Below are 24,329 nucleotides of genomic sequence, written 5' to 3'. Positions count from 1 at the left end.
TTGATCACTCCATGCAGGTGATACTCGCCAAAAGAGTGTCCGCGCTCGCACGCAAAATCGAATTCCAGTCGGGCGGTGACCCCGGCACGTAACTTTTTCCCCATGTCTTTTCGCACCCTTCGAATGGTAGACCTAAAAGACAATTCCTCGTTAACTGAGCTATGCGCGTGGGTAGGCCAGATATCCAGCGTTCGTTGGTGACAAGATTCGACGCGGACTCCGTGCCGTGAGCTCCTCCATCACATGCTCGATAGGAGTGGTAGTGGAACGGTTGACCTTCGCCCAGTGATCACGCGGTCTCTACGTCGGTGCATCCCAGAACTAACCGTTTTGCGAGACGCGGCAGTAATTGCCGATAAACGTTCACCTTCGGCACCTACAATGATGAAGGGACTTAGTCAGCAGCCGGTTTATTGAAAAACAGGTCCGGAACATGCGCCGCACCAGCGCTGGGGCTTGATAGGTGCCGGCTGCCGCTGGGAAGCCGCGAGAGTGCATGGCGACGACCACTTGGCTGGAATATACGGGGGAAAAATGAGCTTGTCTGAAATTAGGGTTACTGCGGAGTACTGCTTTGGGGGCAGCCCGATGGTGCTCGCCAACCTGGCAAAGGTTAACTTCGTCCACGCGCCCAACGGCTCTGGTAAGACGACCATTTCGAACGCACTGTCCCGACAGCCGCTCGAACCAGACTCACGTTCGACATGGCAGGTCGCGGAAACTGCGTCGTCAATTCGTGTATTCAATGAGTCATACCGCTCGACGGTGCTCAATGAACACGTCGATGGTATTTTTACAATTGGTTCCGAGTCGGATGATGTGAATTCCAGAATCGCCCTCTTAGATCAGGAGCGTGCCGCTCGCCGCATCGATCGAGAGGGGTGGACAAAGGCCGTAGGCTCTGACCGCGATCGTCACGCAATGAGTGGATTGCTCGGCGAGATTGAGGATGAGCGCCTTGCCGCCAGTCAAACCCTCTTCGAGGGGCACAAGGATGTACCCGAGGCGGTCCGCGAAACCGTTTTTCGGGGCTTCAGGGCAAGCAGGGAGAAGTTCTTCAAGGAGGCTGAATCTCGATATGAGCCCGACTTGGTCGTCGAGGATTCCCTTACTTGGGACACACTCGAGGCGCGAAACGCATCGCTGACAGGCGACCTTCATCGGCGCTCCCAGCTACCCGGTCTTTCTGTGAATTCCCTCCTCTCTGAGGAGCAAATCAAGCAACTCCGTGTTGATGATGTCACGACGGGAAGCGGGGACCTCGCCGCTCTAATCCAACACCTCGCGAATGGGGACTGGGTTAGTCAAGGCCGCCAGCATCTTGAGAACGCCAATAACAAGTGCCCGTTTTGTCAGGAAGACCTGCCAGAAGGGTTTGGGTCTAGACTTACTGCCTACTTCGCGGCCGGCTACGACGAGGCGCTCTCGCTCGCAGAGAGCATAACAACTCAGGTGGAATCGCGATCAGTGACCCTCCGCGCGGAGCTCGTCAGGCTAAAGGCCGCTATCGAGGCTGACACTGCCATCGGTGCACGGCGCTTCATTGATGCGATCGACGCTATTCAAACCGCGACTGAACTCGTCTTGTCCAAAGTGAGTGACAAGCGCCGCCACCCCACAAATCGAATCGATGTTAACGACATTGACTCACTGACTAGGCATCTTCGTGAATTGATCGAGGATGCAAACAAGGACATCATTCGACACAATAAACTGATCGATGATTCTAGCCTGGAGTTGCAGAAGCTGGTCGACGACGGCTGGGCGCTGTTTCTCACACGTCCAGAAATATTGAATCAGTTGAAGCGATACACTGGAATCAGTGCCAGAAAACGGGCGAAGATCGAAGAACTCCGTACCAACATTGCTTCAAGCCTGCAAGCCGATGAAGACAGTGAGGATGAGATCGAGACGCTCCGCGACTCGATCTCAAATACCGCTGCTGTCGCTGAGCGCATCAACAAGCTTCTTGAGGCGCTGGGGTTCCATCGGTTCCATTTGGAAATCACGGATGCGGTGGCGGGCGGTTACCGGATCATTCGAGACGACGGTTCGCCGGCATTTGATTCACTATCCGAAGGTGAGAAATCCTTCCTCTGCTTCGCATACTTCGTGGAGTCTTTGACCGGAAGTGCCGTCCCGGGCGGCATTGTCGAGCCCGTTATTGCGGTCATCGATGATCCAATCTCTAGCCTCGACAGCGACACTCTGTTCATCGTCGCAGCTTACATTCGTGATATTGCAAAGCAGGTCATCGCTGGTGAGACGAACATCGAGCAACTCATCGTACTAACGCACAACACCCAGTTCCACCACGAAGCGGCGTACGCGACGGACATTGGAAAGACCGGCGACCGCCGTCACTATCGCCTGCGAAAGGGCCTCGACAAGCTCACAACATTGAAGGACGACGGTCAGCGCAGCAAGATCCGAGGCAGCTATGAGCTGTTATGGCAGTCGGTCGTAGATATCGCGGACGGCGATGAGGAATCTCCTATCGCGCAGGTCGGTGTGTTCAACATCGTTAGGCGAATCATCGAAGGTTATTTCAAGACGGTGGGTTCGACGCTAAGTCATGAGCGCCAGCAACCACTCTCTGTGGCAGACGAGCGATTGATGTCGATGTTCATCACCTGGGCGAACTCGGGATCACACACGATCATCGATGATTTTGCTCAGTCCCACTACATCGGGGATGCCAAAGATTTCTTACAGCTGCTTCACCTCTTTTTTGACCAGCAGGGACACGGTGCGCACTTTGACATGATGGTTCGAGCCTGCGGTGGTGAGTCGCTGCTGGAAACGGGCGCTGTCTTCGGCCGCTTCCCACAATCACTGGAGTTGGCGGCAAGCTAAGACAACCGCTGCCTGTCTGGCCGTAGCTGAAGATCGTCAATGCAGGATTGAGCCCGGTCCGCATCATCTCAATCCAAGTCAACCTATAGGTAGCATTCGAGTGACAGTGGTTGGGAATAAGTTCCCAACAGGTGGGCGGTGCTGGCCGACATCCAAAAATGGTGGCCAGGACACCGTCGGCACCCTCCGTTCGGCCGGGGGTGGGTGGGGTACATAGCCTGTGCTCGACAGGAGGTGAGCCTGTGGTTCATGCCGTACCGAAGCTCGTCGGTCAGGGGAAGGGAGCGGTCGGCGTTGCTGGCGACCGGCGAACAATGCCATTCCGGTGCAGCGCCACGGAGTCCTGGTCATTGAGCGCGGCCGTTGCCCGTTTCTCCCGGTCCAGCAGGTCTTCCTTCCAATCGTTGCGCGGTGCGTAGTTTCACCCAGAGAGTCCGCCACTAGGTGCGCCGTCGGCTCCCAGTCCGTTACGGCCGGAACCGTCACCCCGCAGCAGCTAGAGCGCCCACTGATAGTGGGGAACGGGCTGTGCCTTCCTGCAACCCCACATCCGGCCGAGCTCATGTCTGCTGCACGCCCGACAGGCCAGAACATCGCAAATAACTTGATATTCTCAGCGGATGGAGCTTGAACGAGACGAGCGCGGCGAGCCCGCAACCAAACGCCTGAACTACACGGCCTATCGTCTCGGCAGGGCACTCGACCGGTTCACCGAGAACCTGGCTTTGGCCCACGGCGTGACGCTGTCCCAGTTCCTCGTGCTCCAGGTTCTGGGGGAGGGACTGCCCCTCTCCAACGCCCAGCTGGGACGCAGGACCTTCGTCAGCGCCCAGGCCGCCCACCTCGTGGCGAACGAACTCCTCGAACTCGGACTCGTGGAACGCGGAAGCCACCCGACCAACCGGCGGGTCCGGCTCGTCCAGCTGACCGAAGCCGGCTGGGATGTAGTGCAGGCCTGCACACAGGAACTGCGCGACCACGAACAACGCCTAACCAGCCATATCGGAGAAGACCTCGGCAACTCAATCGTCGGCGTCCTGGACCATGCGGCCCAGGTCCTTGCCGGCGGATACTTCGGCGATGACGAAGCCGAGGCAGAAGCAGTCTCCCGCCGCCAGATCACCAGCCGCCCGCGGCACGTGCCGTCCCGGCTGGCGGCCAGCCGCCTAAAGGGCCTCAACCGCGAAGCCGACGGCGGCAACCCGGACAGCTGAGCAGTCCTATCTCGACGCGGGCCGAGTCCGGACCAGCACCACCAGCAGACAGACGAACGCGCTTGCCGCGGAAACGGCCAGGGCCACCCGGCCGGAGCTGGCATCGATCACCCAGCCCATCAGCAGCGCCCCAAACGGCACCATGCCGTAACTCCCCATAGTCATCAGCGACATCATGCGCCCAATGAACTGCGGCCGCACCGATTCTTGGGCAGCAGCGTTCACGATCCCCTGGTAATAGCCCACCGCAATGCCCAGCACCGGAGCAGCCGTCAGAAACAGCAGGAGCGTGGGAGCCGCAGCATTCAGCGCCAGCGCAGCACCGAAAACACTTGTTGCCGCAATCATGGACCGCACCGACACTCGAGGCCTCCGGGCAGCCAGGATGCCTCCGAGGATCGCGCCCACGGCGTTAAGGGTGTGGACAGCTCCCACCGCGCCGGCATCACCGCCGTAGGAGAGATTCACGGTAGAGGTGAGAACCAGCCCGAAGTTCATGGCCAGAAGGGCAATCACCACGTTCACGATCAGCAGGGTGTTCACGTCCCGGCTTCGCCGGAAGGCGCCCGACGCCGAGCCGTCCAGGGCCTTAGCTCCGGGCCCGCCCGGGGCCTTGATGCCATCCCCCTCCCGCTTCCGGACCTGGGACGACCGCCGGTGCAGCTCCGCCGGACGGATCCGCAGCCGCGACGCAAACACCAGCAGGTAGGCGGCAGCATTGATCAGGATGCACGCGCTCGGTCCGAGCCCCTGGAAAGCGAGCCCGGCCAGTGCCGGACCCACAGACCGGGCAGCGGCCAGCGAAATCGTGCTGATGGACGCAGCCCGGGACAGACCGTCCGGACCCACAAGCTCGAAGATGATGGTCTGCGCCGCCACCCGCTCAAAGGCCTGGACCGAACCCAGCACCCCCACCATGGCATAGAGCAGCCATAGATCCGGATCCCGGGTCACCACAAAGACCAGGCTGGCGGTGACCACCGCGGACGCCAGCGACGTCACCAGCAGAACAGTGCGCGGTGCCACCCGGTCCAGCAGCCGCCCCGCGGGTATTCCCAGCAGGAAGATCGGCAGGAACTGGGCGATAGTGATGCCGCTCAGGGCCTGGGCACTGCCGGTTGCCCCCAGGACCACCAGCTGCAGGGCGAGGTTCTGGAACCAGACACCCGTATTGGAGAGAACCTGCCCGGTGAAGTACCAGGAGAAGTTCGGAGTCCGGAACGGGCCTGCCGGCCCCGCGGCCCTACCCACGGCGGGCCCGGCGCGAGCAGCAGAGGCCGCGGAACCGGCAGACGGAATCAGACACGGTCGCGGATAAACTCGGCCATCCGCTCAGGGATGCGGGCGGCGTCGCTGGACCGCTGGTCGGCGTTGTTGGCCCGGATTTCCAGCACCGGAATCCCCTCAGCTTCCAGGGCCTCGGTAATGAAGCCACAGCCAGGGGTATCGTCCGCCACTAGATGCACCACTCCGTCCACCCGATGGCTCAGCGCCTCCTTCACGTACCACTGGGCGGACCACGGCGGCACATAGAGCTGGTCCGTGATCCCGACGAAGCGCGCGGCCAGCGCCCGGACCGGGTCATCGCCGTAGCGCAGGTACCCGTCGGCGGCGATCGCCAGGTACATCGACCAGACGAACACGGCGCCGAACTCCTCCTGGAACCGGGTGTACAGGCCCAGGTCGGACCACAGCCCGCGGCCCACCCACATCAGCCGCCGCTTCTCGCCCGGGCACACCGCAACGCCGTCGGCCACCCGCTCGGCGGTCTCCTCATACAGGGACCGGGCGGCGTCCACCGCCCACGGTGTGCCGCGCTGCCACTGCGGTGCCATAACGGCGGGCATCGTGTCATTCACCAGGACGGGGGCGAACGGCGCCGAAGCGATGAGGTCCCGTGTCTTCCGGTTCCATTCGGCCTGCTGGTTGCCCAGATCCATGATCTCCGCCAGCCGGCCCCGGTCCAGCGTCCGTCCGGTTCGCTCCTCCAGCCAGCCAATCAGGTCCTCGATTTCACCCTGCAGCAGGTCCAGCCGGTCCGAGCCGAAAGCCGTCTCCCAGTCGTGCGGCACCAGCTCCCACCAGCGGTCCGGCAGCGGGTCCGCGCCCGTGCGGGAGAGGAGGAACGTTTCCGTGCCCGGAAGCCTGCCCCACTGCTCGAAAATCTTGGCAGTGACGTCACCGCTGCGCTCGGCGACAGCGAACCGCGGAGCCGGCAAACCGCCCCACGGGCGGTCCTCGGCGTCGAGCAGCTGCTCGCCCAGCGGCATCGCGTCGTACTGCTGGCTGAAGTCCGGCAGCCCGCGGGCCGCCAGCCGCTCCATCGAAGCAGGTCCGGCGCGCTTGGCCGCAATGATGGAAGACCACCACTGCGTCACCACGTACGGGATGTCCAGGGCACGGAAGACCTCGTGCGGGGCATCGGCGTTCAACAGCGCAATGGGTTCGCCCGCCGCGGCCCGCTCGCGCACCGACTGGAACCATTCCTTCTGGTAGCGGGTAGCCGCGACGGCTGAACGGAGTCGATGGTCGGTCATGAGGCAATCTCCCCGGACAACTGGACGCTGGCAATCAATTCGGCGGCGGCAGCTGCGGCGCCGTCGGCGGGAACGCGGACGACGCCGGCGAGCCAGGTTCCGCGGGCAGCCAGCGCCTCGCGCTGGGCGGGCAGGTCCCAGACCGGGCCGTCGTCGAGGTCCCGGACCAGGGCCACCACCCCGGCGGCGCCGGTCCGGCGGACTTCGGTGAGCAGATGTTCGGTGCGTTCGGAGGTCAGGGACCGCGACGCCGACGGCGGACGCTGGGCGTGCAGCTCGGCCAGGGCGCGGAAAGCTTCGCCGGACGAAGCGGCGTCCACGGTCTGCCCAATCCAGGCGGCGTCCCCGGCGTCGTGGTCTTCTCCCACGATCCCGATGCCGGACTGCTCGAGCGCCTCATAGACAGTGGTGTCCGGGTGCGAGCTGCCGGTCATAAACACCGGCAGGAGAGTTCCCGGGACGTCATCCTGCTGGATCACGTCGATGGCGGCCAGCGCCTCCTCAGGCGCCAGCTTCGCCGCGGCCGCGTAACACCGCAGGGCGGAGCTTCCGGAAAGAGAACCCGAGACCCGCCGCTCCCGCACGCACCCGAGGGCCTTACCCAGCGAGTTCTCCCGGGCGGCAGCGGCAGCCAAGGTCTCAGCATCGAGCGCCTGCCCTGTGCACGCTGAAGCGAATCCAGCCAGCCGCTCATACTGCCGCGCGACGAAGAGGTTCCGGTGCGGGCCGCCGCCGCGGGGCGTATCCAGCAACTGGACCGGGTACGGGATGCACCCGCGTTCGGCCAACAGCCGCAGCACGTAGTACACCCGCAGATTCGCAGCGGAGTCATTGCAGACCACCAGCCCGGCCAGATCGTTATGCATGCCGGACAGAACGCCGTCGAGCACCCGGGCGGCAACGGCGTCGGCCGCTCCCAGGAGCTCAGCCGCTTCCTGCGAGACCACCCCGGTCCAGGCACCGAACAGCCGTACCGGCGTCGCGCCCGCGGCCAGGAGAATCTGCCGGGGCGCATCGGCTCCGATGATCCCGATCTGAGGTGCGGGATCAGTCACAACACACCCGCGGTGCGCAGGTTCTCGATCCGGTCGGAGTCATAGCCCAGGGCCTTCAGGACCACGTCCGTGTGCTCGCCCAGGTACGGGGCCGGCGCGTCCAGCGTGGTGCGGCTGCCGGAGAGGACCATGGGCAGCCCCGATCCGAAGAGACCGTCAAAGTGCCCGAACTTGGGGTGGGACAGCGGCACCACTTCGCCGCGGGACAGCACCAGCGGATCCCGCACTGCTTCGGCCGTGGTCCGGACCGGTGCCGCGGGGGCACCGTGGGAAGTGAGGGCTTCCAGCACCTCATCCAAGGGCTTCTCGGCGGCCCACCCGGCGATCAGCCCGTGCAGGCGGTCGGCGTTGAAGACGCGGGCGTCACGGGTACCGAAGTCCTCGGAGTCCAGCAGGTCGGGACGCTCGATGGCGCGAAGGACGCCCGCCGCGAACTGGTCCGTGGGGGCGCAGATGGCAAAATACCCGTCGGCCGCGCGGAACGTGCCGAACGGGGCGAGGCGGGGAACGTAGGCGCCGGTGCGCAGCGGGAAGCCCACGGATTCAAGGGCGTCAAAGGGTTCGCAGGCCACCATGGAGGTCAGTGCCCCGAGCATGGACACGTCCACGTGCTGTCCCTGGCCGGTGTGTTCGGCCTGGAGCAGGGCACTGAGCGTGCCGATGACTGCGAAGAGCGGAGCCGACAGGTCGCCAATCGGCAGGCCGAAGCGGACCGGCGGCTGGCCGGGCTCACCGGCCGTCATCATGACGCCGCTGAGCGCCTGGACGATGGTGTCCATGGCCTTCCGGTCCCCGTTCTCCGTGCCGGCGCCGAAACCGCTGATGGAGGTGTAGACGAGTTTGTCGTTGAGGTATTTCACACTCGCGTAGTCGATGCCGAGGCGTTTGGTGACGCCGGCGCTGTAGTTCTCCACGACGATGTCCGCTTCGGCAATGAGGTCGAACAGCACCTGCTTGCTCTCCGGGTGCTTCAGGTTCAACGTCACGGATTCCTTGCCGCGGCCGCGGAGCATCATGGAGACGGACATGTCATCCTCCGACGTGCGCCGGACGTTGAGTCCCTGGGACGTGACATAGGGGGAGTTGTTGCGCGAGGAGTCCCCGCCGCGGGTGGGGTTCTCCACCTTGATGACCCGGGCACCGAGCCCCGCCAGCAGCAGGGTCGCATAAGGGCCTGCCAGCGCCGTCGTCAGGTCGATGACTGTCTTGCCCGCCAGGGGCTTGGTCTCAATGCTCATGAGGTGTCTCCTTCAAGTGAACGGTCAGCCGGTCTCCTGCCCAGTCCAGGACAGTGTCCAGGCCGGCTTCCCGGGTAATGCGCTGTAAGTAGTCGCCCACCTGTTCCCCGCCGTTGGCGCGGGTCAGCGGGACCGGCCGGGCGTCGTCGTCGATCCAGCAGGGAAGAACCTCCGCCGCAACGCTGCCGTCCGGGCCGAGGGTGAGAACGGCGATGAGGGTGTTCCGGCTCTCCGGATGGAACGGGTACTCGGGCATGGCCGGATCCGGCTGGAAGCCGAACAGCCGGGTCCTTGCGCGGGCCCAGGCCCGGCGCTCGGGCGAATCATCCGGTGCGCCGCCCAGTGCCCGCGTCACGGTGGCGAAGTTGCCGAGTCCGTGGAAGATCGGGCGGCCGCGGTAGGCCTCCACACCCTTGAGGATGTGGGCGTGGTGGGCGAGCACCGCCACAGCTCCGGCGTCGATGGCCGCATGGGCAATCTGGTACTGGTACTGCGCGATCTCCACCGGCTGGTGCACCAGCCCCTGATGCAGGGCGACGACGACGGCGGCACCCCGGCGGGCATGGCCCGCCACCTGTTCGGTGAAAGCGGCCAGGGACCGCGGTTCGGCGAATGTGTAGATGCGCGGCGGGCCGCCGGGATTGGCGCCCCGCGGCTCGTAGTGCGTGACGACCTCCACCCAGGCGCAGCCCGCCTTCGAGCTGCCGGCCCAGGACTCCTTGGGCCCCACGCAGTTGACGCTGAGCACGATGATCTGCCGGCCGCCGTGTTCAACAACCGCCGGTTCCCACGCCTCTTCGAGGTTGCGTCCCGCGCCGGTGGTGGCCAGGCCGCGCTCGCGGCAATGACGCCGGGTGTCCTCGATTCCTTCCGCGCCGAAGTCGTACACGTGGTTTCCGGCCAGGGTGAGGACGTCGAATCCGGCTGCCGCTACGGCGTCGAGGGCCGACGGAGGAGCCGGCAGCGCGGGAACGTCCGAGGAGGCCGTGGCGGTGGACGTGGTGTGCGGGACTTCGAGGTGGCCGATGACGAGGTCCGCTTCGGCCAGCACGGGGGCGGCGGCGCTGAAGAGGGACGTGGCGTCGTCGCGCTCCAGGACCAGGTCCCCGGTGGCCATCAGGGTGGTAGCTGTCACTGCTGCTCGTCGTTCCGGCGCATCGAGCGGGCGAGGAAGGAGCGCAGCCGGTTCGTCTGCGGGTTGCGGAAGAACGCCTCGGCCGGCTGGTCTTCGACCACCTTGCCGTCCGCCATGAACACGCAGCGGTCCGCGACTTCGCGGGCGAACTCCATTTCATGCGTGACCACCACCATGGTGCGTCCCGAGGCGGCGAGGGCCTGCATGGTCTGCAGTACTTCGTCGATCAGTTCGGGGTCCAGGGCGCTGGTGGGTTCGTCGAAGAGCAGCACACGGGGTTCGACGGCGACCGCACGGGCGATGGCGACGCGCTGCTGCTGGCCGCCGGAAAGCTGCCGCGGGTAGGCGAACGCCTTGTCCGAGAGACCGACCTTCTCCAGCAGGTCCAGGGCTTTCGCCTTGGCCTCGGCCGGGGCGACGCCGTGGACGGCGACGGGCGCCTCGGTGACGTTGCGCAGTACGGTCCAGTGCGGGAACAGGTTGAACTGCTGGAACACCATGCTCATCCGTCGGCGCTGGGCCCGGACGCCGGCGTCGGTCAGCGGGCGAAGGACCTTTCCCTGTTCGAACCCGAGTAGTTCCCCGTCCAGGTACATGGCGCCGCCGTCGATGGTTTCAAGCTGGTCCAGGCACCGGACCAGGGTCGACTTGCCGGAGCCCGAGGGGCCGAGGATGGCGACGACCTCGCCCTCGTTAACGGTCAGGTCAATGCCGTCCAGGGCGGTGTGGTCCCCGAAGCGCTTGCGGAGGCCCACTACCTCCAGGACGGGGCGGGTTGCCGTGGCGGTGCCCGCGGCCCCGGCCGGGATCTGTGCGGTGTTCATTATTGGTTCTCCTGGGTCCGGGCCGCGGCGGTGGTACCGGCGTCGGGCTTGGAACTGGTGGTTGCCTTGGGCGCGGAGCGGGTGGCACCACGCCCGTAGTATTCCTCGACGCGGCGCTGGAAGAAGGTCAGGATGGTGACGGCCACGAGGTACCAGATCACCGCCACGATCAGCATGGGCACCACGTCATAGGTGCGGTTGTAGATGACCTGGACGGCGTGCAGCAGGTCTCCCATGGCGATCACGCTCACCAGCGATGTGCCCTTCAGGGTGGCGATGATCTGGGAGCCGGTGGGCGGAATGATCACGCGCATGGCCTGCGGCATCACAATCCGGGTGAAGGAGTGCCAGCGGCTGAATCCCATGGCGGACGCGGCGTCGTGCTGTCCCTGGTCCACGGAGAGGATGCCCGCGCGGATGATCTCCGCCATGTAGGCGGCCTCATGCAGTGAGAGGCCGATGATGGCGGCGGTCAGCGGGGTGATGAGGTCATTGGTGGACCAGCTGAAGAACTCCGGGCCGAACGGCACGCCGACGGCGATGCGGGGGACCAGGTAGGCCAGGTTGAACCAGAAGATCAGCTGGACCAGCGGCGGGACGCCCCGGAATAAGCCCACAAAGGCCATGCATGCCACGCGCACGGGCCAGTAGTCGCTGAGCTGGCCGGCGGCGAGCACGGTTCCCAGGATGGTGCCGAGCACCATGGTGACCACCATGAGCAGGACGCTGGTCATCAGGCCGAGGAGCACGCTGGGTGCGAAGAGGTACTCGGCGACGACGGGCCATTCGAAGCGCTTGTTGGAGATGAGGAAGTAGAGGATGCTGCCGGCTATCAGCAGCAGCAATGCGGTGCCCAGAATCCGCAGCGGCCTGATCCGTGGACGGGCCTGGGCCACGTCCACGGCGTTGGCGCGTACTGCGGGTCCGGAGGACATGGGGGTGTCCGTTATGCTCATTTGCCTGATTCACCAGCTGTCATGGGGTTCAGTGTGGGGCTCTCCACCGTGACGTCATCCAGCTTCCACTCGGACATGATCCGGTCATATTCGCCGTTCTCGAAGATGCCCTCGAAGGCGGCGAGCATGGCGGGAGCGAGTTCGTTGCTCTTCGGCAGGAACATGGCCAGCTGGTCCACGCCGGCGCCCTGCTCGTCGCTCTGCACCAGGAACTCGAAGGTGCCCTCGTCCTGCGCCTGGATGTCGAGTGCCGCGGTCTGCGTGGTGCCGGCATAGTCCGCGCGGTCCGACTGCACGGCGAGGATGGTGGAGTTGGTGTCCTTGAGGCCGACGAACTCCGGCGCCTCAAGGCCCTTTTCAGCGCACCATTCGGTGTAGCGCTCCAGCTGGGACTCGGTGACTGATCCGGTGACGCCGGCCACGCGGGCGCCGCAGAGATCCTCGGGGGCACCGAGATCATCCTTCCGCTCCGCGAGGTAAAGGTAGGAGGTGCGGGTGGTCATCCAGACGACGGCGTCGAAGTCGGCTTCCCGTTCAGCCGTGGTGCGGACCGGACCGTTGAACGCGTCGTAGCGGCCGGAGAGCATTCCGGTGAGCATGGCGTCCAGGCCGGAGGCCGTCTGGATGGCGAACGGGACGCCCAGCTGTTCGGACAGAGCTGCCTGGATGTCCGGGTCAATGCCGGTGATGTCCCCATTCTGCTCAAGCGTGCGGTACGGCGGATGGGTGTCACCGGCAATGTTGATGACCCCGGCGGACTTGATGGCCTCCGGCAGCTGGTCATACACCGGCGCTTCGGTGTTGACCCCGCCGGACGCGGCCTGGCTTCCCTGGCCGCCCGCGGGTTCCGCCTCGCTGTCCGACGCCGAACATGACGTCAGTGCGAGGAGGACAGCGCCGGCAACGGCGACGGTGCTGAAACGGTTGAGCTTCATGGCGATCTCCTGAGTGTGAGCTGCATCACGGATCAAACTTTCGAGGAGAATATCATGCTGCTTGATATTAATCACGAAGTAATTTGTTCCGTGACGGCGGCACCGGCGGGAGGTTGCCCCTGGTTCCTGCCCGCATCACGGCAAGCCACCAGCCCATCAGCCCCACGGCCCAGAGGCCACGGGCCGTCAGGCCGGGTTCAGCCGCGGGTCCCAGGTGGGATCCGGGTACATCGCGGGACAGCCGGAGGCCGCGGCGTCGGGCAGGTATTCAAAATGCCAGGGTTCGTTGGCGTACACCTGGCAGAGCCCGTACCCGGCACCGTTGATGGTCAGCCAGTCAATGGCGGCATAGGGCCCGACGTCGACGGCGTCCCCCCGCACATGGGCGGACGTTTCGGCGGTGGCGACCCACCGTGCCGCCTCCGCCTCCGAGCCGTACTGGGTGACGGCGTCCTGCAGCAGCCGCTGCTGGTACTCCGGCGACCGCCATCCGCTGGTCACCATGATGCCGACGCCGGCAGCCGAGGCGTCCGCAGCTGCCGTGCGGAGCGCACCGAGAAGTGCGGGGTCCAGGTTGGTGACTGCTGCGTGCCCATCATCGAACGCCGAGACGCCGTCTCCCACGTCGCCGTCGTCCGCCGGGGCGCCCGGCGGGCCGAGGGTGACGTGCTGCCCGGGCGGCAGCGCACCCAGGCGTGCCGTAAGCCCCTGGGGAGCGCCGAAGGTGAGCAGGTACGCGCTGATGAGCGCCGCGAACAGCGCGAGGACAGCAGCATTCCGAATGCGCTGGCTGCGGCGTTTCCGGGTGGCGAGTTCGAGTGTGAGAGCCATGGTGTCCACTCAAGATGAGCGGATGTTGCCGGGGCGTATGAGGTTTTTGATACGCGGACGATATATGGCGTCTCGTAGGATCGGGCCTATGCGTGTGCTGATTGTCGAGGACGAACCCCTGCTGGCGGAAGCGGTCCGGAACGGGCTGCGCCTGGAGGCCATCGCCGCGGACATTGCCGGTGACGGGAACACCGCCCTGGAGCTGCTCAGCATCAACGCGTATGACCTGGCGATCCTGGACCGGGATATTCCCGGTCCCAACGGGGACGAGATCGCGCACCGGATTGTCCGCTCCGGCAGCGGCCTGCCGATCCTAATGCTCACCGCTGCGGACCGGATAGATGACAAAGCCGCCGGCTTCGAACTCGGTGCCGACGACTACCTCACCAAACCCTTCGAATTCCGCGAACTGGTGCTCCGGATCCGGGCCCTGTACCGCCGCCGGGCCCAGGTCCGCCCTCCGGTCAGTGAGATCGCCGGACTCCGGCTGGACCCGTTCCGCCGGGAAGTCTTCCGCGACGGCCACTACGTGGCGCTGACCCGGAAGCAGTTCGCCGTGCTGGAAATCCTGGTGGCGGCGAACGGGGGAGTGGTCAGCGCCGAGGAACTGCTCGCCAAGGCGTGGGACGAGAACGCCGACCCCTTCACCAACGCCGTGCGCATCACGATTTCCGCGCTGCGCAAACGCCTCGGCGAGCCGGGACTCATCGAGACCGTTCCCGGCGTCGGCTACCGGATTGCCGTACCGCAGGACGCCGCGGAGGCGGCCGGGCATGCGTAGGAAGTGGGGGCTGAGCGTCCGGATGAAGCTCGCGCTCAGCTATGCCGGTCTGGTCCTGGTGTCCGGGGCGCTGCTCCTCGCGGTCGTCTGGTACTTCCTGCTGCGTTACGTGCCGATGCGAGCGGCGATCATCCCGAGCGGGGATCCTTCCGTGAACAACCTCTTCATTCCCGGCCGGGACGATCTCTGGGATGCATTCGCGCCCCGGGCGGGCGGGGCCCTGGTTTTCCTGCTGATCCTTGGCCTGGCGGGCGGCTGGCTGCTTGCCGGCCGGATGCTGACCCCGCTCCGGCAGATCCAGGCCGCCACCCACACAGCCATGGACGGCACCCTGTCACACCGCGTTTCGCTGAAGGGCCGGCGGGACGAGTTCCGCGACCTGGCCGACAGCTTCGACGAGATGCTCGAACGGCTGGAAGCCCACGTGGCCGAACAGCGGCGCTTCGCCGCGAATGCCTCCCACGAGCTGCGCACCCCGCTGGCGATTTCGCAGACCCTCCTGGAAGTGGGCCGGAATGATCCGGACCGGAACGTGGATGATCTCCTTGACCGGCTCCACACCGTCAACGTCCGCGCCATCGACCTCACCGAAGCCCTGCTGATGCTCAGCCGTGCCGAGCAGAAGTCCTTCACCAGCGAGCCGGTTGACCTGTCCCTGCTCCTGGATGAAGCCGCCGAAACCCTGCTGCCGCTTGCGGAAAAGCGGGGCGTTACTGTCCGCACCTACGGCAGGGTGGCCGGCGCCGTCGGTTCCCGTGCCCTGCTGCTGCAGTTGACCACCAACCTGCTGCACAACGCGGTTATCCATAACCTGCCCGAGAACGGTTTGGTCTGGGCGAGGACCGAATCTACCCCGGGGAATGTTGAATTCATCGTGGAGAACACCGGCGAGAAACTGGCTCCGGAACTGGTCTCCACGCTCACCGAGCCGTTCCAGCGCGGCACGGACCGCGTGCGCTCGGACCACGCAGGCGCCGGCCTGGGACTGGCGATCGTCAAGAGCATCGTGCAGGCCCACAGCGGAACCCTGACTGTCACGGCACGGCCCGACGGCGGCCTCCGAGTTTCCGCGGTTTTGCCAGGTGGGGCAGCGGATTAGAAATGTGCTTGGTGCCGGCAGAACAACGGACGGCGGCGGCACGCCCTTTGGGAAGCGCACCGCCGCCGTCCGTCAGCAGAGGGAACCGTTAGGAGAAGTTGATTCCGCCGTCGATCAGCACCGTCTGTCCGGTCATGTGGTCAGAATCGGGTCCGGAGAGGAAGGACACCAGCTTGGCTACGTCCTCCGGCTCCGAGACCCGGCCGGCGAGTATGCTGTCCACCTGTGCCTGGAGGGCGCTGCCGCGAGGGGTGCCGTCCCGCTCCGTGAGCCGCTCATCGATGAGGTCCCACATGGCAGTTCCCACCACACCGGGGGCGTAGGCATTGACCGTGATGTTGTACTTGGCGAACTCCATGGCCGCGGCTTGGGTCAGGCCGCGCACCGCCCACTTGGTAGCCGAGTAGGACGCAAGCACCGGGAAGGGGCGGAAGGCCACGATCGACGCCGCTCCAATGATCTTCCCGCCCGTGCCCTGAGAGATGAACTGCCGGGCAGCTGCCTGGTAGGAGTAGTAAACACCCTTGATGTTCACGTCCAGCATGCGGTCCAGGGCTTCAGGCTTCACGTCCAGGATCTCGTCCACCTGCGCGATCCCCGCATTGGCTATCAGGACGCTGAGGTTCCCCAGGGCGTTGGTGCCCTCCGCGACCATCCGGGTCACGTCTTCAGGATTGGACACGTCTCCGGTGACCCCTACGGCCCGGCGTCCGCGGGACTCGACGGCACCAACGACGTCGTCGATGTTCGCCTGCGCCTCCGGTATATCCGCGACAATGATGTCCAGGCCGTCGTCTGCGAGCCGTTCAGCGATTGCCCGGCCGATTCCGCGGCCGGCTCCGGTGATCAGGGCAACGCGGGTTTCATTTTCTGACATGTGGTTCTCCTTTGGTGGCGTGCGATTCACGGAACTGGTCAGGGGATGAGGATGGCGCGGCCGCGGACTTTTCCGGCTTCGAGGTCGCTGATGGCCTGCTGGAAGTCATCCAGCGGGTACTTCTGGGTGTGCAGCGTGACGGCGCCGCGGGCGGTGAGCGCCATGAGATCCTGCAGGTCGTTATAGCTGCCCACCAGGTTGCCGATGATGTTGATCTCCGCAGACACGAGGTCAATGGTGGGGACGTTGACGTTCTCGCCGTAGCCCACCACCAGATAGTCCCCGCCCTGCCGGGTCATCGCGATGCCCTCCGACGTCGCCCCGCCCTCGCCGACGAAATCGATCACCACTTCGGCGCCGTTGCCTCCGGTGAGGTCAAGGACCTGCTGAACCTGGGTGCCGTCCGCGGTGACGGTTTCATCCGCGCCGATGTTAGTGGCCAGGTCCAGGGCGGCCGGGTTGCGGTCGACGACGACGATCCGTGCGGGCGTCAGGGCCTTCAGCACCTGGATGCCGATGTGCCCGAGACCACCGGCGCCGATGGCCACGCAGGTGTCCCGAGGGGTGAGCAGCCGGGCTGCCTTCGCCGCCGCGTGGTAGGCGGTGAGGCCGGCGTCGGCGAGGGCAGCGACGTCGGCCGGTTCCAGCGAATCGTCGATCTTCACCACCGAACGGGCGGTGGTCAGCAGATAGTCGGCATAGCCGCCGTTGGTGTCGATTCCCGGGAACTTGTTGTTCTCGCAGTGCACGTCATCCCCGGACCGGCAGGCGCGGCAGAGGCCGCAGGTCACGAGTGGATGAAGGATCACCTTGTCCCCTTCGCCCACATTGGTCACGGCGCTGCCGACGGCCTCCACCCAGCCGGCGTTCTCATGGCCGATCGTGTACGGCAGCTGAACCTGGGATTTCTCTGCCCATTGGCCCTCGAGTATGTGCAAATCGGTGCGGCACACGCCTGCTCCGCCAATCCGGACGAGGACGTCGAACGGGCCGGTGACTTCCGGCCGGGGGACTTCGGCCATTTTCAGGCCCTGGCCGTAGCCGACAACCTGGACAGCTCGCATGGTGTTCACGCGTTCTCCTTAACAGTGATGGGAAGCAGGGTGTGGCTCTCGCCCGGTTCGGCGCCTTCGGGGCGGGCGGTCTGGTCCGCGCCGGACCCTTCGTAGCGCGTGCGCAGCAGGCCGCGGCAGAAATGGGCATTGCCGTCAATGGAGATGCGGGTGGACCGAGCGCGGCGCAGCGCCATGGGGACGGCATCCGCCGGGTAGGAGTTCCCCAGATGGTCAACCAGCACCGCAGCCGCGGAATCCAGTGGCAGTCCAAGGGCTTCGCGCCGCCGCAGGAATGCATCCTTGGTGCGCCCGGCCGGCAGGTCCGCGAGCCGGACCTGCCCGACGTCGGACTCCGCCAGGCCGCGGTCCGCCCGGAGCAGTTCGGTGAGGCAGCGTTCCATCGCGGCTGTGTGGGCTTTGCGGCGGAAGGTCCAGCGCAGCTCCTCCAGGCTCTCCTCCGCTTCATGACCGAAGGTGCCCCGGTAGCCGGCGTCGGCGGCCAGGCCGGCGTTGATGAGGTCCGAATCGTGGTGGTCATCGAGTTCCACGGTCACCGTGTCCACCCCGGGCAGGACGGCTATGGCGTCCTTGCTGTCAGACGCCATCAGGTAGGCGAAATTGGGAGAGCAGAACGACGTCGGCAGGCGCAGGTGCACGCTGACCGCCGCGCCGCGGGCCGCGGGGGCCACATCAATGGACCGGACGAAGCCCAGGTCCGTGATGGGTTCGTCCAGCTCCGGGTCCTGAACGGCACCGAGTGCCCGGCGGATGTCGTCCCTCCCCGGGAGACCGGCCTGCGGCGCGGGCCTGGTTTGCACCTGCGTCATCACGCGGCCCCCAGATCTGCGCGCTCCGGCTGCCGGGGCCCGGTTGCGGTCTCCGGTGCGTCCGGAATCCGAAGCTCTTCGGGAACCGGAATGTCATACATCTTCGCCGCATTAAGGCCCAGGATTTTCTTTTTCTGCTCGATGGTCAGCGGCGCATATTCGGTCATGTCCTCTGGAATCTGGAAGTCGACGAACGCCTCGATCAGCCAGCGCGGTGTCCAGAGCGCGTAATCGCTGGAGAACTGGATCCGGTCCTCGCCAATCCAGTAAATGAGTTCGCCGATGATCTGCGCGAAGTACCTCGGGCGGGTGTGCATAAACGGCATGGCAACGGCGAGTCCGCCGTGGACGTTCGGTTCCTGTGTGGCGATCCAGCAGAAGTCTTCCAACCGGGGCAGTCCCACGTGCTCCACGACGAAGTTCAGGTCCGTGAAGTCCGTAGCGGCGTGGTCCACGTCGGAGACGTCGAATGCGTCCCGGTCCAGCGGGCGGATGGTTGGCCCCTTGTGGACATGGACGTTCTTGATGCCCAGTTTCCGGCACTCCTCGAAGTACCTGTAGGTCCACGGATCGTTCAGCTTGTAGCCGCGGGAATCCCCGTGCCACTCGGCCGTGTAGAGCTTTACGCCTTTAAAGCCCATGCGCTCATGGTCCGCCCGCAGCTGGTCCAGCCCGGCCTCGCCGTTGCGCGGATCAAAGCAGTGGTTGTAGGTGAGGCGTTCGGGATTGGCGGCAGCGAGGCTGTAAGCCTCCTGGGTTTGCCCGAACCCGTTCCGGTAGAACTCGCCCAGATAGGCCGGCTGGAAAATGGCGTGGTCTACGTAGCCGTCCTGGAAGAGGTCCTTCATCAGGCGCTCGCTGCCCTGGTACAGGTAATCCTCATACGGCCACAGTTCTTCGGCGGGGGAGAGGTTGCGGTGATAGTCGTAGAAGCAGTCAATGAACTGCTTTCCGTGGATATTCAGCTGGTTCTCCGGCCGCGCGTCCCAGAGGGCGATATGAGCGTCAACGATGAAATAGTTTTCGCCGTCTTTTGAATACATGTCAGATCTCCGTCTCCTCGCGTCTGCCATAGTCGCGATGCGGATGACCGTACGGGCTTTTTGCCCCGCCGGGATGTGACGGGAGTCTCAATTTGAGACGGCGCTGCCTCCCACGGGTCAGTCCTACGGGTTAGTCTCGAGAGACGATGTTCAAGGAGGGCGGCAATGAGGCCGGACCACAGCAACACTCTTGTTCCACCCCCGGGTGGAGGCGGGGGCAGGCAGGACTCCTCCGGCGCGCGGCGGTTGCTGGCGTCTTGGAAACGAAGCCAGGAATACGGTGTCTCGGCCGAGAGCGTGGATCCGGCCTGGGCCGGTGACATACCGGACGACTCCCTGTTCTACCAGTGCGGACAGGAAGTACTGGCCGGGCTCCACCAGTCCCTGGCAGATGAGCCCCTAAGCCTCATGCTGACGGACGCGGACGGACTCGTCCTCAACCGGTTCAGCGGCGATCCTTCCCTCCTGAGGGCCCTAGACCGCGTGTACCTGGCTCCCGGCTTTGCGTTCTCCGAACGGGAGGCCGGAACAAACGGTCTGGGACTGGCCCTGGCCGACCGCGTTCCCACCTTGGTCCGTGCCGACGAGCACTACAGCGCCAGCCTGCGGACCTACACCTGCGCGGCGGCGCCGGTACTGGACCCTGTCACCGGCGCTCTCGAAGGCAGCGTCAACATCACCACGTGGTCTAAGGCCTCACCCGGATTGCTGGTGGCCTTGGCCCAGTCAGCCGCAGCGAACACTTCCAATCTGATGTCCAGCAGGTCTCACCACGGTGGGCAACCGCTACGGCAGCAGGGCGGGGTGTTCCGTGTGCAGCGTCCCCGGCTGGAACCCGCCTCAGGGACAATGCGCGCGATGTCCGTCGCCTGGCTCAGCGCACTCGAGGAGGCCACGTCCGCCCTCGCAGCAGGGAACGTTGTCTCCGCCGTGGGCGAGCCGGGAAGCGGCCGGGCCACACTGCTTGGACAAGCGCTCCGCCAAGCCCGGCCGACCAGCCGTATCCTGTGCGCTTCCGTGCCTGCACCTGACCTGGTCGAGGACTGGCTGGCGCTTTGGACACCGGAGCTTTCGAAACCGGACACCGCCATCATTCTGGAGAACGCGGACTTCCTCCCTGAGTGGGCGGCGGGTGAGCTCGCCGGACAGGTGCGCAACATCCTGCGGTCCCGGAAGCCGGACCATCAGTCTGCCTCAGGCGCAGCGCCTTCACTGCTTTGGGCATTCACCGCCGTGGACCTGGGGAACATCCCGCCGGACCTTACGCACCTTGCCGCCCACGTTGTGCCCGTTCCGGCACTCCGGGACCGGAGCGTGGACGTGATGCCGCTGGCGCGGTTCGCGGCCCGCCAGACGAGGCTGCGGGAGCTGGACTTCACCCCGGCAGCTGAACGCGCGCTCACCGGCCATGACTGGCCGGGCAACGTGGATGAACTGATCCAGGTAGTCCACGCTGCCGCTCTGGTGACGGAAACCATCGACATCCGGCATCTGCCGCCGGAACTGCTGGGAGGGTCCGGCAGGAAACTGAGCAGGATGGAAACGTTCGAACGTGACGAGATCTGCAGGGTCCTGGCACGGCCGGGCACCTCTGTTGCCGATGCCGCCTCAGAGCTGGGCATCAGCCGTGCCACCATCTACCGGCGTCTCGCAAAGCTTGGGATTGATCCGCGGAATCAGGCAGCGACGCCGTGAATCCGCTGAAGTCAGCGCCTGGCGTGGCTGAGCAGCATGAGATGCCGGGACGCGTCAATGGAACAGCGTGCAGGTAAATGTCCGTCCCGTACCATTGCGCTCTAAGAGACGAATAAAGGGGACCTCTGTCATGCCGCACTACGTAGTTCTGCAGGTCATTCTGAAGGAAAAGTTCATGGGAACCGGGTCCGGGAACCTGACGTCCCTGGAGCAGGCCATTAACGACCAGGCCGCGAAGGGGTACCGGCTGCACACCGTGACCACAGCAAGCAGCGGCAGCAAGGGATTCGGTGGCGGGGACCGGATCCAGGCGACCATGATCTTCGAGAGCCTGGGCTAACCCGGACTCCGGGAAATGACCGTTTCCTTCGAGTGCATCACCCGGACCACTCTGCCCAAGGGTGAGTTGTTCGACCGTGCGCGGAGCATCGACGCCCACAAAGACTCGATGGCGCGCTCCCGCGAACAGGCGGTTGCAGGTGTGAGGACGGGTCTCATATCCCTGGGCGAGGACGTCACCTGGCGGGCCTGGCACTTTGGCGTCCCGCTCAGGATGACGAGCCGCATCACCGCAATGGAAGTCCCTGACTTCTTCGTCGACGAGCAGGTTAGAGGACCGTTCCGGCGCTTCCGGCACCGTCACGAGTTCACCGAGGATGCGGTGGGAACCGTCATGGTGGACCGCATCGAATTCGAGGCACCGTTCGGCCCGCTCGGCCGGCTGGCTGAGAAACTGGTGCTGGCCCGCTACCTCCGGAACCTTATCGAAACCCGGAACAGGTTCCTGGCCGCTCACCCGGTGCCGGAACACTAGCTAGGGCCACTCAGCAGATGGGAACGCCCGACGCCGATCGGCAGCGCCGGGCGTATCCCACCGAGGAACGTGTGGCTAGCGTGGACATCATGGCGGTCCTGGCGTCGAACCGAGCAAAGCCCCGACCACGCCCGGACCCAGATCTGCTGGCCGGTCGATTGATTCGGCCCCTCTTCGGTCTTCACGCGTCATCATTCAGGGGAGCGGCTCCTCAACCTTGTACCGGTACTCATGCCGGAGCTTTTTCACGAAGATCTCTCCAAGGTAGATGGAGAGACCGGCCCCGGCCGTGCATGCGACGGCGCCGGCGATGTGCCACCCGGTGGGGTCCCGCAACAGCAGCATCCCAAAGCCAGTGAGGAGAATCGCCAGTGTCCAGGACTGGCGCCGCCACCAGCTGGTTCCTCGCCGCACCGTGGGATGATTTTTAGGATCCATGCGGGTGGATTAAACCCGAATATGCGGCGATGGAACAGAGAGACGGGGCTTAGAACAGCGGCCAGGGAACCGCAGGCATCCCGCCGCTCGGGCCGGGGAACACCGCCGTCGTTCGCAGCCGGGAGCAGCGCGCGGAAAGCGCCTCAATCTCCTCAGGAGTCAGCAGTTCCGCCAGCTTCCCGCCGAGCTCACCATCGAGGGCGGTGAGAACCCGGTCGATGCCGGCGAGTTCTTCCTCGGTCAGCTTCTCGCCGGTCCAGCCCCAAAGCACGGTCCGCAGCTTGTGCTCGGTATGGAGGGTGACTCCGTGGTCCACGCCGTACCGGTGCCCGCCGTGCATGGCCAGGACGTGGTTGCCTTTGCGGTCGGCATTGTTGACGACGACGTCGAACACCGCCATCCGACGCAGCGCAGCGGTGTCTTCATGAACGAGGGCGACGATCTGCCCGGCCTGGTCCTCGCCCTCCAGCACGAGCTTGAACCCGGACGCCGGGACGGCATCCAGGGGCACCAGGTCCACCGCGTCCTGCTCCGGGTCGGTTTCCTGCCAGAGCTGGACCATGCCTTCGCCGAGGGGGCCGTTCCGCAGCCAGGTGCGCGGGACGATGTTCCAGCCCAGCGCTTCGGAGACCAGGTAGGCCGCGGCTTCGCGGTACGCCAGGCACCCGTCGGGGAAGTCCCACAGCGGTTTCTCGCCCCCAATGGGTTTATACACAACGGCCGCGTCGCCGATGCTGCCCAGGAACGTGGCGTTGGACGCCGTCGTAATCCGCCCGGTGAGCGTCAGCTCATCAGTGAGCAGGTCCGGCTCCGGCATTAGTTTTCGGGCAGGGCGCAGGTGTGTCCGTCTGCGTCGATCGGCTCGCCGCAGATCACGCAGATGGGGCGTCCGGCACCCACCACTTCCCGGGTGCGCTTGGCGAAGGCGCGGGCGGTGCCCACCGGCATCCGCACGCGCAGCACCTCGGAAGCATCGGCGTCGTCCGGGTCTTCGAGCAGCCCGTCCTCGTCCTCATCAACTTCCTCGATCGGGTACGCCTCGATGACCACCTGTGAGGTGGTCGGGTCCCAGCCCAAGCTCATGACGCCGGCGCGGAACTGTTCCTCCACGGCGTCGAGATCGTCATTGTCCACCAGTTCGAGCGGAGTGTTCGCGGGAACGTGGAAGGGGTTGCCGTCAACGGTCATGAGCTGGTCGAGGATCTCGTCGATCTTCTCCGCCAGCTGGGCCGCCTGCAGTTTTTCCATGGCGATGCTGAGGATCTGTTTTCCAGTCCGCACCTGGAGGTAGAACGTGCGCTGCCCCGGGACGCCGACGGTGCCGACGACTACGCGGTCAGGCCAGTCGAAATCGTGAACGGTAGTAGGCATAGGTCTACTCTAGGCTTCTTGCGCCGGTGGTGCCGCGTGTCCCGCGCCACCACCCACCGGAGCATCGCCGTGGGCCTGGACGGCGGCGAGCCAGGAAAGGTCCCCTGCGTCGGTGTTGGACGCATGCACGGTGGGACGTCCGGTGCCGTAGCGCACGATCGAAATGGACGCCGGCCCGACGTCGATGCGCTGGAACATGTCCAGGTGCATCCCAAGCGCGTCCGCGAGGACAGACTTGATGATGTCCCCGTGGCTCACCGCCGCCCACACTGCTCCCGGACCGTGCTCGGCTTCGAAGGCGGCGTCGTGGCGCCGGATGGCAGCAACCGAGCGGGCCTGCATTGCGGCCATGGACTCACCGCCCGGAAATGTGACCGCTGACGGCTGCGACTGCACCACCTTCCACAGGTCTTCCTTGGCGAGGTCGGCGAGGGTTTGGCCCTGCCACTGGCCGTAGTCGCATTCGGTGAGGCCGGCGTCGACCGGCGCGTGCGGAGTGCCCTTTTGGCGGTCCAGGATGAACTGGGCGGTTTCCCGGCAGCGCTCCAGCGGACTGGAGACCACGCCCACCAGGGGAACGACGGCGAGCCGCTCGCCCGCCGCTGCCGCCTGCGCCCGGCCGGTCTCGTCGAGGCTGACACCGGGGGTGCGGCCGGCCAGCAAACCGGAGGCATTCGCTGTGGTGCGGCCGTGCCGCACGAGGATTACTGTCGCCATGCCCCCCAGCCTAGTTGCCCTGTTCGGCGGC

Annotated in this window: 24 protein-coding genes; 7 read left to right on the top strand and 17 right to left on the bottom strand. The window is 65.4% G+C overall.

The window, feature by feature from the left end; translation table 11 throughout:
- Positions 1 to 534: 534 nt before the first annotated feature.
- Positions 535 to 2,856 (top strand): AAA family ATPase, encoded by a 2,322-nt coding sequence (locus tag GD628_RS13920; protein WP_152275121.1) that lies wholly within the window; start codon positions 535 to 537, stop codon positions 2,854 to 2,856.
- A 620-nt stretch (positions 2,857 to 3,476) separates the two neighbouring features.
- Positions 3,477 to 4,070 carry a MarR family winged helix-turn-helix transcriptional regulator gene (locus GD628_RS13915; protein WP_152275120.1) on the top strand — a complete coding sequence of 198 codons (594 nt, stop codon included), beginning with the start codon at positions 3,477 to 3,479 and terminating at the stop codon, positions 4,068 to 4,070.
- Positions 4,071 to 4,076: 6 nt separating this feature from the next.
- Here GD628_RS13915 and GD628_RS13910 read toward each other — a convergent pair whose 3' ends face one another.
- From GD628_RS13910 to GD628_RS13870, 9 genes are all read right to left on the bottom strand, one after another.
- A complete protein-coding gene (locus tag GD628_RS13910; protein WP_152275119.1) occupies positions 4,077 to 5,321 on the bottom strand; it encodes an MFS transporter in 1,245 nt (414 codons plus the stop codon).
- A gap of 47 nt (positions 5,322 to 5,368) precedes the next feature.
- Entirely contained in the window at positions 5,369 to 6,607 is a 1,239-nt protein-coding gene (locus GD628_RS13905) for a 2-hydroxyacyl-CoA dehydratase family protein (protein ID WP_152275118.1), read from the bottom strand.
- A complete protein-coding gene (locus tag GD628_RS13900) occupies positions 6,604 to 7,662 on the bottom strand; it encodes a 2-hydroxyacyl-CoA dehydratase family protein (protein ID WP_152275117.1) in 1,059 nt (352 codons plus the stop codon). The genes GD628_RS13905 and GD628_RS13900 overlap by 4 nt, the downstream gene beginning before the upstream one ends.
- On the bottom strand, positions 7,659 to 8,900 hold the full coding sequence (locus tag GD628_RS13895) for a CaiB/BaiF CoA transferase family protein (RefSeq protein ID WP_226802560.1): 1,242 nt from the start codon (positions 8,898 to 8,900) through the stop codon (positions 7,659 to 7,661). Before GD628_RS13895 ends, GD628_RS13900 begins: the two co-directional genes overlap by 4 nt.
- Positions 8,890 to 10,035 (bottom strand): CapA family protein, encoded by a 1,146-nt coding sequence (locus tag GD628_RS13890; RefSeq protein ID WP_226802559.1) that lies wholly within the window; start codon positions 10,033 to 10,035, stop codon positions 8,890 to 8,892. Before GD628_RS13890 ends, GD628_RS13895 begins: the two co-directional genes overlap by 11 nt.
- Positions 10,032 to 10,859: an amino acid ABC transporter ATP-binding protein gene (locus GD628_RS13885; RefSeq protein ID WP_152275116.1), complete on the bottom strand. Its 828-nt coding sequence runs from the start codon at positions 10,857 to 10,859 to the stop codon at positions 10,032 to 10,034. The genes GD628_RS13890 and GD628_RS13885 overlap by 4 nt, the downstream gene beginning before the upstream one ends.
- The gene (locus GD628_RS13880; protein ID WP_226802558.1) at positions 10,859 to 11,815 is read right to left on the bottom strand and encodes an amino acid ABC transporter permease; all 957 of its coding nucleotides are present in this window, start codon (positions 11,813 to 11,815) and stop codon (positions 10,859 to 10,861) included. Before GD628_RS13880 ends, GD628_RS13885 begins: the two co-directional genes overlap by 1 nt.
- Positions 11,812 to 12,750, bottom strand: coding sequence for a transporter substrate-binding domain-containing protein (locus tag GD628_RS13875; RefSeq protein WP_152275115.1), 939 nt, complete (start codon positions 12,748 to 12,750; stop codon positions 11,812 to 11,814). The genes GD628_RS13880 and GD628_RS13875 overlap by 4 nt, the downstream gene beginning before the upstream one ends.
- A 186-nt stretch (positions 12,751 to 12,936) precedes the next feature.
- Entirely contained in the window at positions 12,937 to 13,581 is a 645-nt protein-coding gene (locus GD628_RS13870; RefSeq protein ID WP_152275114.1) for a M15 family metallopeptidase, read from the bottom strand.
- A gap of 88 nt (positions 13,582 to 13,669) precedes the next feature.
- Here GD628_RS13870 and GD628_RS13865 point away from each other — a divergent pair, with 88 nt between their 5' ends.
- Together GD628_RS13865 and GD628_RS13860 are read left to right on the top strand one after the other, a co-directional pair.
- Positions 13,670 to 14,362 (top strand): response regulator transcription factor, encoded by a 693-nt coding sequence (locus tag GD628_RS13865; protein WP_152275113.1) that lies wholly within the window; start codon positions 13,670 to 13,672, stop codon positions 14,360 to 14,362.
- On the top strand, positions 14,355 to 15,461 hold the full coding sequence (locus tag GD628_RS13860; RefSeq protein WP_152275112.1) for a sensor histidine kinase: 1,107 nt from the start codon (positions 14,355 to 14,357) through the stop codon (positions 15,459 to 15,461). The genes GD628_RS13865 and GD628_RS13860 overlap by 8 nt, the downstream gene beginning before the upstream one ends.
- A gap of 88 nt (positions 15,462 to 15,549) precedes the next feature.
- Here the strand turns inward: GD628_RS13860 and GD628_RS13855 are convergent, their stop codons facing one another.
- The 4 genes from GD628_RS13855 to GD628_RS13840 are packed head-to-tail and all read right to left on the bottom strand — an operon-like array spanning position 15,550 to position 19,263.
- A complete protein-coding gene (locus GD628_RS13855; protein ID WP_091608534.1) occupies positions 15,550 to 16,338 on the bottom strand; it encodes an acetoin reductase in 789 nt (262 codons plus the stop codon).
- Between the two features lie 38 nt (positions 16,339 to 16,376).
- Positions 16,377 to 17,402, bottom strand: coding sequence for an NAD(P)-dependent alcohol dehydrogenase (locus GD628_RS13850; protein WP_152275164.1), 1,026 nt, complete (start codon positions 17,400 to 17,402; stop codon positions 16,377 to 16,379).
- A 5-nt stretch (positions 17,403 to 17,407) separates the two neighbouring features.
- Entirely contained in the window at positions 17,408 to 18,220 is an 813-nt protein-coding gene (locus tag GD628_RS13845; protein ID WP_152275111.1) for an iron-sulfur cluster assembly protein, read from the bottom strand.
- Positions 18,220 to 19,263, bottom strand: a complete 1,044-nt coding sequence (locus GD628_RS13840; RefSeq protein ID WP_091608527.1) for an amidohydrolase family protein — start codon at positions 19,261 to 19,263, stop codon at positions 18,220 to 18,222. Before GD628_RS13840 ends, GD628_RS13845 begins: the two co-directional genes overlap by 1 nt.
- A gap of 165 nt (positions 19,264 to 19,428) precedes the next feature.
- On the opposite strand from GD628_RS13840, the gene GD628_RS13835 reads away from it, so the two are divergent.
- The 3 genes from GD628_RS13835 (at position 19,429) to GD628_RS13825 (ending at position 21,772) form a co-directional block, all read left to right on the top strand.
- The gene (locus GD628_RS13835; RefSeq protein ID WP_152275110.1) at positions 19,429 to 20,958 is read left to right on the top strand and encodes an AAA-type ATPase lid domain-containing protein; all 1,530 of its coding nucleotides are present in this window, start codon (positions 19,429 to 19,431) and stop codon (positions 20,956 to 20,958) included.
- 130 nt (positions 20,959 to 21,088) lie between these two features.
- Positions 21,089 to 21,298 (top strand): DUF4177 domain-containing protein, encoded by a 210-nt coding sequence (locus tag GD628_RS13830; RefSeq protein ID WP_091608522.1) that lies wholly within the window; start codon positions 21,089 to 21,091, stop codon positions 21,296 to 21,298.
- A 15-nt stretch (positions 21,299 to 21,313) separates the two neighbouring features.
- The gene (locus tag GD628_RS13825; protein ID WP_152275109.1) at positions 21,314 to 21,772 is read left to right on the top strand and encodes an SRPBCC family protein; all 459 of its coding nucleotides are present in this window, start codon (positions 21,314 to 21,316) and stop codon (positions 21,770 to 21,772) included.
- 195 nt (positions 21,773 to 21,967) lie between these two features.
- Here GD628_RS13825 and GD628_RS13820 read toward each other — a convergent pair whose 3' ends face one another.
- The 4 genes from GD628_RS13820 to GD628_RS13805 are packed head-to-tail and all read right to left on the bottom strand — an operon-like array spanning position 21,968 to position 24,298.
- Positions 21,968 to 22,210, bottom strand: a complete 243-nt coding sequence (locus GD628_RS13820) for a hypothetical protein (RefSeq protein WP_152275108.1) — start codon at positions 22,208 to 22,210, stop codon at positions 21,968 to 21,970.
- A 49-nt stretch (positions 22,211 to 22,259) separates the two neighbouring features.
- On the bottom strand, positions 22,260 to 23,027 hold the full coding sequence (locus tag GD628_RS13815; RefSeq protein ID WP_152275107.1) for an SCO1664 family protein: 768 nt from the start codon (positions 23,025 to 23,027) through the stop codon (positions 22,260 to 22,262).
- Positions 23,027 to 23,581, bottom strand: coding sequence for a DUF3090 family protein (locus GD628_RS13810; protein ID WP_152275106.1), 555 nt, complete (start codon positions 23,579 to 23,581; stop codon positions 23,027 to 23,029). Before GD628_RS13810 ends, GD628_RS13815 begins: the two co-directional genes overlap by 1 nt.
- Before the next feature lie 9 nt (positions 23,582 to 23,590).
- A complete protein-coding gene (locus GD628_RS13805; RefSeq protein WP_152275105.1) occupies positions 23,591 to 24,298 on the bottom strand; it encodes a histidine phosphatase family protein in 708 nt (235 codons plus the stop codon).
- Positions 24,299 to 24,329 lie beyond the last annotated feature (31 nt).

This window comes from Arthrobacter koreensis (assembly GCF_009193255.1).
Taxonomy (GTDB): Bacteria; Actinomycetota; Actinomycetes; order Actinomycetales; family Micrococcaceae; genus Arthrobacter_B; species Arthrobacter_B koreensis.
The sequence above is the reverse complement of the archived record's forward strand: the minus strand, read 5'-3'. Positions and strand labels throughout refer to the sequence as shown.

What these genes read in the sequence shown, in the direction of transcription:
- GD628_RS13835 (WP_152275110.1), top strand. Translation starts at nt 19,429, where the DNA reads ATGAGGCCGGACCACAGCAACACTCTTGTTCCACCCCCGGGTGGAGGC.
- GD628_RS13845 (WP_152275111.1), bottom strand. Translation starts at nt 18,220, where the DNA reads ATGACGCAGGTGCAAACCAGGCCCGCGCCGCAGGCCGGTCTCCCGGGG.
- GD628_RS13905 (WP_152275118.1), bottom strand. Translation starts at nt 6,607, where the DNA reads ATGACCGACCATCGACTCCGTTCAGCCGTCGCGGCTACCCGCTACCAG.
- GD628_RS13885 (WP_152275116.1), bottom strand. Translation starts at nt 10,859, where the DNA reads ATGAACACCGCACAGATCCCGGCCGGGGCCGCGGGCACCGCCACGGCA.
- GD628_RS13820 (WP_152275108.1), bottom strand. Translation starts at nt 22,210, where the DNA reads ATGGATCCTAAAAATCATCCCACGGTGCGGCGAGGAACCAGCTGGTGG.
- GD628_RS13840 (WP_091608527.1), bottom strand. Translation starts at nt 19,263, where the DNA reads ATGTATTCAAAAGACGGCGAAAACTATTTCATCGTTGACGCTCATATC.
- GD628_RS13875 (WP_152275115.1), bottom strand. Translation starts at nt 12,750, where the DNA reads ATGAAGCTCAACCGTTTCAGCACCGTCGCCGTTGCCGGCGCTGTCCTC.
- GD628_RS13870 (WP_152275114.1), bottom strand. Translation starts at nt 13,581, where the DNA reads ATGGCTCTCACACTCGAACTCGCCACCCGGAAACGCCGCAGCCAGCGC.
- GD628_RS13920 (WP_152275121.1), top strand. Translation starts at nt 535, where the DNA reads ATGAGCTTGTCTGAAATTAGGGTTACTGCGGAGTACTGCTTTGGGGGC.
- GD628_RS13855 (WP_091608534.1), bottom strand. Translation starts at nt 16,338, where the DNA reads ATGTCAGAAAATGAAACCCGCGTTGCCCTGATCACCGGAGCCGGCCGC.
- GD628_RS13865 (WP_152275113.1), top strand. Translation starts at nt 13,670, where the DNA reads ATGCGTGTGCTGATTGTCGAGGACGAACCCCTGCTGGCGGAAGCGGTC.
- GD628_RS13915 (WP_152275120.1), top strand. Translation starts at nt 3,477, where the DNA reads ATGGAGCTTGAACGAGACGAGCGCGGCGAGCCCGCAACCAAACGCCTG.
- GD628_RS13860 (WP_152275112.1), top strand. Translation starts at nt 14,355, where the DNA reads ATGCGTAGGAAGTGGGGGCTGAGCGTCCGGATGAAGCTCGCGCTCAGC.
- GD628_RS13810 (WP_152275106.1), bottom strand. Translation starts at nt 23,581, where the DNA reads ATGCCTACTACCGTTCACGATTTCGACTGGCCTGACCGCGTAGTCGTC.
- GD628_RS13830 (WP_091608522.1), top strand. Translation starts at nt 21,089, where the DNA reads ATGCCGCACTACGTAGTTCTGCAGGTCATTCTGAAGGAAAAGTTCATG.
- GD628_RS13815 (WP_152275107.1), bottom strand. Translation starts at nt 23,027, where the DNA reads ATGCCGGAGCCGGACCTGCTCACTGATGAGCTGACGCTCACCGGGCGG.
- GD628_RS13805 (WP_152275105.1), bottom strand. Translation starts at nt 24,298, where the DNA reads ATGGCGACAGTAATCCTCGTGCGGCACGGCCGCACCACAGCGAATGCC.
- GD628_RS13850 (WP_152275164.1), bottom strand. Translation starts at nt 17,402, where the DNA reads ATGCGAGCTGTCCAGGTTGTCGGCTACGGCCAGGGCCTGAAAATGGCC.
- GD628_RS13825 (WP_152275109.1), top strand. Translation starts at nt 21,314, where the DNA reads ATGACCGTTTCCTTCGAGTGCATCACCCGGACCACTCTGCCCAAGGGT.
- GD628_RS13880 (WP_226802558.1), bottom strand. Translation starts at nt 11,815, where the DNA reads ATGAGCATAACGGACACCCCCATGTCCTCCGGACCCGCAGTACGCGCC.
- GD628_RS13895 (WP_226802560.1), bottom strand. Translation starts at nt 8,900, where the DNA reads ATGAGCATTGAGACCAAGCCCCTGGCGGGCAAGACAGTCATCGACCTG.